We start from the raw sequence: 8874 nt of genomic DNA, 5'->3' as shown, positions 1-8874 counted from the left end.
CCTGAGCGCCGACGCGGCAGGGCCCCCGGCGCAGCGCCGCCAGCAGGGGGTCGAACAGCGCCGCCTCGCCCTGCACCGGCCCGATCGGCGTGTCGAAGCGCAGCGGGCCGCGGCGCGGCGCGGCGGGCAGGAGGGCGAGCGGCAGCTCCGCCAGGGCCTGCCAGTGCCGCCCGGCCGGCAAGGGTGCGCCGCCGGAGCGGTAGAGATCGCGACGGAGGGACTGGTTGCGCGCCATGTCGCGCACCGTCTCCGCCAGGGCGGGATCGTCCAGCCCGGCCAGCAGCGGAAGGGTCCCCGCCGGCAGGCTGACCGCGTCGATATTGTCGAGCGGCGTGGCGCTGCCCAGGTAGCGGCAGCCCTGCCGGCCCAGCACCTCGATGATCTCCGCGACGTGGAAGGGTTCCCAGTGCGCCGGCAGCAGCTCATGCGCCAGCGCCGCCGGGTCCTGGCGCCGCGACGCCTCCAGCCGGTGGCGCTCCTGCGGATGGGCGACGAAGAACCCCGCCCCGCCCGCGGCCAGCCGCGCCTGGAAGGCCAGGGCGGCCTGGGCGCGCTCGACCGGGCCGCCCTCCGCCCGCGCCGCGACGCGGCGGGCCAGACGCTGGCCGGCGGCCGCGGCGGACATCCCCGGATGGGTCATGTAATGCGCGTAGACCACGCCGCCCGGCCGCAGGAAGCGGCCGATGAAGCGCAGCAAGGCCTCCCGCTCGGCGGGCGCGATCCAGGACAGCACACCATGCGTGACGATGACGTCGAAGGGTCCGAAGCGGTCCGGCGGCGCCTCGGCCAGTTCGGTGAAGCCGGCCTGCACCGTCTCCAGATTGGGCAGGCCGGCGGCCTCCGCCCAGGCCCGCGCCCGCGCCAGATGCGCCGCGTTCAGGTCGATCGCGGTGACATGGGCGGCGGGATGCGCCGCGGCGGTGACGACGGCGTTGAGGCCGGGACCGCAGCCGAGCTCGCACCACCGGAAGGCCCCGGCCAGGTCGGGCCCTTCCTGGCCGAGGCCGCGCAGCACGGCATCGATCCAGACCGGTGTCATTTCCCGGTGAAAGACCGGCGGATAGGGAATGTCGTTCGGATAGGCCTGGCTCAAGGCTTCCGCTCCAGGAGAGCGGCGGGCGGGGCCTGTCCCCCGCCCGCCGGCGGCCGCCCTCAGAAGAAGGCGGTCAGGCTGACGAAATAGGCCCGGCCCGGCTCGTTGTAGGTGTTGGCGCCGGCGCCGTTGGAATTGGCCTCGCGGAACAGCTGCTCGTCGAGGATGTTGCTGACGCCGGCGGTCAGCCGCGTGTTCTCGTTCAGCATGTAGCTGGCGCTGACATCGACCACCGAATAGGGATCGCGGCTCCAGCGCTGCGCGCCGGTGGCGGCGGCGCCGGTCAGCGTCGTCAGCCGTGCCTCCTGCCGGCCGTAATGCGTGAACTGCAGCAGCATGGTGAGGTCCTGGGTCGCCTGCCAGGTGAGGCTGGAGTTGATGGTGTATTCCGGGATGATCGACAGCGGCTCGCCGGTGGTCTTGTCCTTGCTCTCGATCATGTAGGTGAAGTTGGTGTTCCAGGACAGGCTCTCGGCCAGCGGCACCAGCAGGTTGCCCTCCAGCCCCTGCACCACGGCCTCGGGGGTGTTCTCCCAGCGGAAGATGCGGCCGTTGGTGTTGGTCGCGCCGCGCGGGATCACGCCGGCGACGATCTTGTCCTCGTAGTCATTGTGGAAATAGGTCAGGCTGGCGTTCCAGCCATGCTGGTCATAGACGACGCCGATTTCCTTGTTCAGGCTCGTCTCGGGCTTCAGGTCGGGATTGCCGGCGACGTAGCAGCCGGCGCCGAGCGAGGGGAAGTTCACCGGGCAGCCATTGCCCATGGTGTAGTAGAGATAGTTCGGGTTGGACTGGTAGAGGTTCGGCGCCTTGAAGGCGCGGGCGATGCCGCCCTTCACGGAGAATCCGGTGAACAGCTCGTAGGAGGCGTTGAGCGAGGGGCTCCAGTTCGAGCCGAACTCGCTGTGGTGGTCGAAGCGCACGCCGGGCGTCACGATCAGCCGGTTGGTGGCGTAGATGTTGTCCTCGAGGAAGACGGCGTAGGTGTCGGCCTCGGCGCTCGAGCGGCGCGGCCCGGTGTCGGCGCCCGGCACGATGCCGCCCGTGCCGGTGCTCTGCGTCACCGCCCAGGGGTCCTTCAGGTTCTCCTTGAAGTACTCGGCGCCGACGGTCAGCCGCTGCGGGAACAGCAGCTCGAGCGGAATATTGACCTCGCCATTGATCGTGTAGTTGTTCAGCACAGAGGTCGAGCGGCCGGTGGGCGTGCTGATGCTGCCCTCGCTGGATCCCGCCAGGCCCTCGTTCAGCCGCTTGTTCTGCGTGCCCTCGTAGAGAAGCATCAGGCGGGTGTCGAAATTCTCGAAGGTGCCGCGATGCGTCAGCGAGCTGGTGTAGCGCTCCAGGACGTTGGTCTCGGCGCCCTCATTCGCCAGCCGCTCCAGGAGGTCCGAGCCGGAGGCGCTGACAGCGCGGTCGCCGGCATAGATGTTGCCCTGGCGGCTGTAGCCGAGCTGGAGCTCCAGCACCTGCTGCGGCGTGATGTCCCAGCGCAGCAGCCCGTCGATGTCGCGGTTCTCGACACCTTCCCGGCCCGCCGGCGGCACCGCATCGGCCGCGGCGCCGGCGCCGATCGCCGCCTCGCGGTTCAGATCGAGGGAATCCGCATCGGTGCGGTTGAAGTTGCCGAAGAGGCGGAAGGAGAAGTTTTCCATCAGCGGACCGGCCAGGTTGAAGCCGACGCGCTTGGTATCGCCCTCGTCACGGTCCTCCGGCTGCTCCGTGTAGAGGGTGACGGAGCCGCTGAGCTTGTCGGTCGGGGCCTTGGTGATGATGTTCACCACGCCACCCGCCGCGCCGGAGCCGTAGCGCGCCGCGGCGGGACCGCGGATGACCTCGATCCGCTCGATCGCCTCGGCCGGCACCCAGTTCGAATCGCCGCGCGTGTTGCGCTCGCCGCTGCGGCCCATGCGCGTCGAGTTGCGGCTGCGGACCGGCTTGCCGTCGATCAGGATCAGCGTGTTCTCCGGCCCCATGCCGCGCAGGTCGATCTGGCGGTTGTTGCCGTACTGGCCGGAGGAGGAATTCCCGGTGAGGTTCACGCCCGGCATCCTGCGGACGATCTCGGAGATGTCGTTCACCGGCGGGCTGAGGCGGATGTCGCGCTCGGTGATGACCGAGACACCCGGCGCCTGCTTCAGCTCCTGCTCGGCGGTGGCCACGACATTGACCTCCGGCAGGGCCATGGCACCGCTGTCCTGGGCGCGGGCGGGGCTGATCGCATGGCCCAGGAGCGCGGCACCGGCGAGGAGGGCGAAGGGCGAGGCGGAGCCCGCCAGAGAAGAACGTCTGCGCACGGCTGATCTCATTCAAGATTGATAATCATTCTCACCATTGCAGGAGTTTCATATTCGGGCAAGATGGCTTGGCAAACTATTCGCCACCACAAGCGTTCCGGGCGCAAAAAAAGCCCCGCCTGAGGCGGGGCCCTGTCCGTCCGGAGAACGAGGCGAGACGCTTCAGGCGGCGTAGCGCGCCATGGACAGGTCGGCATGCTCGATGTTCGGCCGCTGGCCGCTGACCAGATCCGCCGCCAGCCGGCCGCTGCCGCAGGACATGGTCCAGCCCAGCGTGCCATGGCCGGTGTTGAGGAACAGGCTCGGGAAGCGGGTCGGGCCGATGATCGGCGTGCCGTCCGGCGTCATTGGCCGCAGCCCGCACCAGAAGATGGCGCGTGCCGGGTCGCCGCCCTGGGGATAGAGGTCGGTCACGGAATGCAGCAGGGTCTGCCGCCGCTCCTCGTGCAGGCTGGTGTCGTAGCCGGCGATCTCCGCCGTGCCGCCGACGCGGATGCGGTCGCCGAGCCGGGTGATGGCGATCTTGAAGGTCTCGTCCATCACGGTCGAGACCGGCGCCGCGGCATCGTCCACCACCGGCAGGGTGATGGAATAGCCCTTCACCGGATAGACCGGGATGCGCAGGCCGAGCGGCGCCAGCAGCTTCGGCGAGTAGCTGCCGAGCGCCAGCAGGTAGCGGTCGGCGGTCAGCGTGCCGGCGCCGGTGACGACCCCGGTGATGTCACCGCCCTCCGTCACCAGGCGCTCGATCGGCGTGCCATAGCGGAAGACAACCCCCTGCCCCTCGCAGATCGCCGCCAGGCGCTGGGTGAAGAGATGCGCGTCGCCGGTCTCGTCCTGCGGCAGCCGCAGCCCGCCCACGAACTTCTCCCGCACCCGCCCGAGCGCCGGCTCGGCGCCGACGCAGCCGGCGGCGTCCAGCACCTCATAGGGCACGCCGTACTGCTCCAGCACGCGCAGGTCGCCGCCGATATGGTCGAGCTGAGATTGCGTCCGGAAGAGCTGCAGCGTGCCCCGCTCCCGCCCGTCATAGGCGATGCCGGTCTCGGCGCGGAGGTCGGCCAGGACATCGCGGCTGTAGTCGGCGACGCGCACCATGCGGGACTTGTTGGTGCGGTAGGCCGCCTCCGTGCAGTTGCGCAGCATCTGCCACATCCAGGACCACTGCGCCGGGTCGAGGCGCGGCCGGACCACCAGCGGGCTGTGCTTCATGGTCATCCACTTCAGCGCCTTGAGCGGGATGCCGGGCCCGGCCCAGGGCGAGGAATAACCGAAGGAGACCTGGCCGGCATTGGCGAAGCTGGTCTCCAGCCCGGCCCCCGGCTGGCGGTCCACCACCGTCACCTCATGCCCTGCCCTGGCCAGGTAATAGGCCGAGGTCACGCCGACCACGCCGGCACCGAGAACGAGGACCTTCATCGCGACCATGCTCCGCCGCGCCACCGCCGCAGGCGCGATGACGACCATGCGCGATGCTAGGGCCGGAAGCCGGGGCAGGTGCTTGCTAAGGTTGCGTGAAGATGCGAAGGCAGCGGGTCCTCCTCGAATTTTCTGCGAATCTTTCGAAGATCATGCCGAATTCCGCCCTCGACGCCCTGGACCGGAAGCTGCTCCGCCTGCTGCGCGCCGACGGCCGGATGAGCAACGCCGCCCTGGCCGCCGCCATCGGCCTTTCGCCCTCGGCCTGCCTGCGGCGGTTGCGGATGCTGGAGGCCTCGGGCGTCATCCGCGGCTATACCGCCATCATCGAGGAGCCCGCGCCGCAGGCACGCAGCGTCGTCATCGTGCAGATCACCCTGGAGAAGCAGACCGAGGAGGCCTTCAACCGCTTCGAGGCGGCGGTGCGGCGCTGCCCGGAGGTCTGCGAGTGCTACCTGATGACCGGCGCCGCAGACTATCAGCTCCGTGTCGAGGCGCGTGATGCCGCGGATTACGAGCGCATCCACAAGGAGCAGCTCTCCCGCATGCCGGGCGTCGCGCGTATCCAGTCGGCCTTCGCCATCCGCACCGTGGTGCATGGCGCCGCCCCGGCCTGGGTGGAAGGCTGAGGACCAGCGCTGGCACGGCCGTTGCTTAAGCTCCGTTGCATCCAAGGCAGGGGATTCAAGCTCCGTGATGAAGCATCGCCTCGCGGCCGTCATCCTGGCGGCATCGGTTGTGACCGGAACCGGCGGCGCCCTGGCGCAGGCACCCCAGAAGGTGCTGCGCATCGCCATGACCGCCTCCGACGTACCGACCACCACCGGCATGCCGAACAACGGCTTCGAGGGGCTGCGCTTCCTCGGCTACCCGATCTTCGAGGCGCTGGTGCTGTGGGATCTCGCCAGCGCCGACCGGCCGGCCACGCTGCGCCCGGGCCTGGCCGAGAGCTGGCGGCAGGACCCGGCGGATGGCCGCAAATGGCGCTTCACCCTGCGCCAGGGTGTCCGCTTCCATGACGGCACGCCCTTCGATGCCGATGCCGTCATCTGGAACATGGACCGCTTCTTCCGGGACGGCGCGCCGCAGATGGAGGCGGCCGGCGCCGCCATCGTGCGCGGCCGCGTCTCCGGCATGGCGGGCTACCGCAAGATCGACGACCGCACCGTGGAGTTCGAGACGGTCCGCCCCCTCTCCTATTTTCCCTATCTCTCCACGCTCTTCCTCTTCGCCTCGCCGAAGTCCTGGGAGGATGCCGGGCGCGACTGGGCGAAGGTGGCGCAGAGCGGCGCCGCCGGTACCGGCCCCTTCCGCATCGCCCGCTTCACGCCGCGCCAGAGCGTCGAGCTGGAGCGCAACCCGGACTACTGGGACAAGGCGAACGCGCCGAAGCTCGACCGCATCCTGCTGTTGCCCATTCCGGAGGCGAACACCCGCCTCGCCGCCCTGCGCAGCGGGCAGGTGGACTGGATCGAGGTGCCGCCCTCGGATGGCATCCCCTCGCTGAAGCAGGCCGGCTTCAAGGTCGTCACCAACTCCTATCCGCATGTCTGGCCCTGGGTCTTCGCCGCCGGCAAGCAGGGCACGCCGGTCGCCGATGTCCGCGTGCGGCAGGCGCTGAACTACTGCGTGGACCGCGAGGCGCTGGTGGCCCTGCTGAACGGCACGGCGGAGCCGGCGGTGGGCTTCTACAACGCCTCCAACCCGCTCTTCGGCAAGCCGGGCAACGCCTATCGCCTGGACCCGGAGCGCGGCAGGGCGTTGCTGGCCGATGCCGGATACACGGCGCAGAAACCGCTGAAGCTCACCGTCGGCATCTCCACCTCCGGCTCGGGCCAGATGCTGCCCCTGCCGATGAACGAGCTGGTGCAGGAGTCGCTCCGCGAGCATTGCGGCGTGCAGGTCGAGTTCCGCACCGTCGAGTGGAACACGCTCCTGGCCGGATTGCGCAACCCGCCGGAGAGCCCCGCTTGGCTCGGGGCCGACGCCCTGAACATCTCGCTCGTCTCCTCCGATCCCTCGGCCATGGCGCGCTGGTTCCTGGCCGCCAATGCCGCGCCGAACGGCTCCAATGCCGGGCGCTGGAACGATCCGGGCTTCGAGAAGGCCTTCGCCGAGGTCGAGACCGCCACCGATCCGGCGCGGGCCGCGGCGGCGCTGACACAGGCGCATGAGCGCATCGTCGACGACGCGCCCTGGCTCTTCATCGTGCACGACCTCAACCCCCGCGCCATGTCGGGCAAGGTGACCGGCTTCGTCTCCGCGCAATCCTGGTTCCAGGACCTGGCCCGGGTCGACGTGAAGTGACCGCGCTGCATTTCGAGACCCTGGCCGGGCTGTCGGGGCTGATCGAGGCCGGGCGGCTCTCCCCGGTCGAGCTGGCCCGGCACTGCATCGCCCGCGTCAGGGCGCTGGACGGGCAGCTCAACAGCACCCTCCTGCTGCTGGAGGAGCAGGCGCTGGCCGAGGCCCGCGCCGCCGAGGCGGAGATCGCCGCCGGCCGCCGGCGCGGGGCGCTGCACGGCATCCCGATCGGGCTGAAGGATCTCTACGAGACCGCCGGCATACCCACCACCGGCCATTCCGCGCTGTTCCGCGAGCACGTGCCGGCGCGGGACGCGACCGCGGTGGCCAGGCTGCGCGCGGCCGGCGCCACCATCCTGGCCAAGCTGGCCACCTGGGAGTTCGCCATCGGCGGCTCCTCCTTCGACCTCCCCTGGCCGCCGGCGCGCAATCCCTGGGACCCTTCGCGCGACCCCACCGGCTCCTCCACCGGCTCGGCCGTCGCCGTCGCCGCCGGGCTGATGCCGGGCACGATGGGCACCGACACCGGCGGCTCGATCCGCATGCCGGCCGCCTGGTGCGGCATCGCCGGGCACAAGCCGACCTACGGGCTGGTCAGCCGCGCCGGGGTGCTGCCGCTCGCCGTCTCCCTCGACCATGCCGGGCCGATGGCCTGGACCGCCGAGGACTGCGCGCTGATGATGGAGGCGCTCTGCGGCCACGACCCGCGCGACCCGGCCAGCGCCGCGGTGCCGGCGCCGGATTTCCGCGGCGCCATCGCCGAGGGGCGGGACCGGGGCCTGGCCGGGCTGCGCGTCGGCGTGGTGCGGCACTTCTACGAGACCGACCTGCCCTGCGAGCCGGAGGTCCACGCGGCGACGGAAGCCTCGCTCGCCGCCCTGCGGGCGCTGGGCGCCTCGGTGCGTGACGTCACCCTCTCGCCGTTCGGCGACTATGCCGTGGCGGGGATGGTGATCTCGCGCGCCGAATCCTTCGCCCTGCATGCCGAATGGCTGCGCGCCACGCCGGAGCTCTACGGCGAGTACGGCCGCCGGCGGCTGATGGCCGGCGCCTTCCTCTCGGCGGCGGACTACATCAACGCCCAGCGCCAGCGCGGCCGGCTGCTGGCCGAGATGACGGCGGCGATGCGGGATGTGGACGTTCTGGTCATGCCCTCCTCCCGCCAGACCGCCGGCCCGCTCGGCGAGGAGAGCATGCTGCACGGCACCGCGCCGTTCTATGCGCGGCCCTTCAATCTCACCGGCTTCCCCGCCGTCTCCGTCTGCAACGGCTTCTCGGCGGAAGGCCTGCCGATCGGCTTCCAGATCGGCGGCCGGCCCTTCGAGGATCACCTCGTGCTGAAGGTGGGCGACGCGCTGGAGCGCGCCCTGGGCACGCGAGGCCGGCGCCCGGCCCTGGCCATGGGCGGCATGGAGGTCGTGGCATGACACGGGACATCGAGGCTTTCCGTCAGCGCCTCGCGGCGCTCGGCCTGCGGCTGCCGGAGGCCGAACTGCCGGCGATGATGCAGACCATCGTCGAGCTCGAGGCCGCCGCCCGCACCCTCCGCGTCGCGCGCGACCATGCCGAGGAGCCGGCCTGCTGCTTCCGCCTGCCGCCCCCCGGCTGAAAGGGCGGGCGGAGGGGGCCTCGCCCTAGCCCCGCCGCAGGCCGCCCCAGATCACCGCCAGGCGGTCGCCCAGCCCGCGCGGCGGCGGCGGTTGCGCCGAGTCCCAGCCCGGCGCCAGCATCCGCCGCAGGTCGCGTGCCGCGAGCCGCCCCGGC

General features: G+C 70.9%; 7 protein-coding genes. 4 read left to right on the top strand and 3 right to left on the bottom strand.

From position 1 onward, the window contains the following. From ACVMLK_RS17935 to ACVMLK_RS17925, 3 genes are all read right to left on the bottom strand, one after another. Nucleotides 1-1093 (bottom strand): class I SAM-dependent methyltransferase (locus tag ACVMLK_RS17935; protein ID WP_457487166.1); only part of this gene is annotated, 1093 nt, incomplete at its 3' end. Nucleotides 1094-1152: 59 nt separating this feature from the next. Next, on the bottom strand, nucleotides 1153-3387 hold the full coding sequence (locus ACVMLK_RS17930; protein ID WP_370591913.1) for a TonB-dependent siderophore receptor: 2235 nt from the start codon (nucleotides 3385-3387) through the stop codon (nucleotides 1153-1155). Nucleotides 3388-3549: 162 nt separating this feature from the next. Next, complete coding sequence (locus ACVMLK_RS17925; RefSeq protein WP_198365008.1) at nucleotides 3550-4806, bottom strand: D-amino acid dehydrogenase; 1257 nt, start codon at nucleotides 4804-4806, stop codon at nucleotides 3550-3552. Between the two features lie 152 nt (nucleotides 4807-4958). On the opposite strand from ACVMLK_RS17925, the gene ACVMLK_RS17920 reads away from it, so the two are divergent. From ACVMLK_RS17920 to ACVMLK_RS17905, 4 genes are all read left to right on the top strand, one after another. After that, nucleotides 4959-5435, top strand: coding sequence for an Lrp/AsnC family transcriptional regulator (locus tag ACVMLK_RS17920; RefSeq protein ID WP_232476803.1), 477 nt, complete (start codon nucleotides 4959-4961; stop codon nucleotides 5433-5435). Between the two features lie 67 nt (nucleotides 5436-5502). Then, nucleotides 5503-7113, top strand: coding sequence for an ABC transporter substrate-binding protein (locus ACVMLK_RS17915; protein WP_198364728.1), 1611 nt, complete (start codon nucleotides 5503-5505; stop codon nucleotides 7111-7113). Next, entirely contained in the window at nucleotides 7110-8537 is a 1428-nt protein-coding gene (locus tag ACVMLK_RS17910; protein WP_422924395.1) for an amidase, read from the top strand. The genes ACVMLK_RS17915 and ACVMLK_RS17910 overlap by 4 nt, the downstream gene beginning before the upstream one ends. Continuing rightward, nucleotides 8534-8719: a hypothetical protein gene (locus ACVMLK_RS17905; protein WP_457487165.1), complete on the top strand. Its 186-nt coding sequence runs from the start codon at nucleotides 8534-8536 to the stop codon at nucleotides 8717-8719. Before ACVMLK_RS17910 ends, ACVMLK_RS17905 begins: the two co-directional genes overlap by 4 nt. Nucleotides 8720-8874: the final 155 nt, after the last annotated feature.

The sequence above is a fragment of the Teichococcus aerofrigidensis genome, assembly GCF_054073225.1.
The sequence above is the reverse complement of the archived record's forward strand: the minus strand, read 5'-3'. Positions and strand labels throughout refer to the sequence as shown.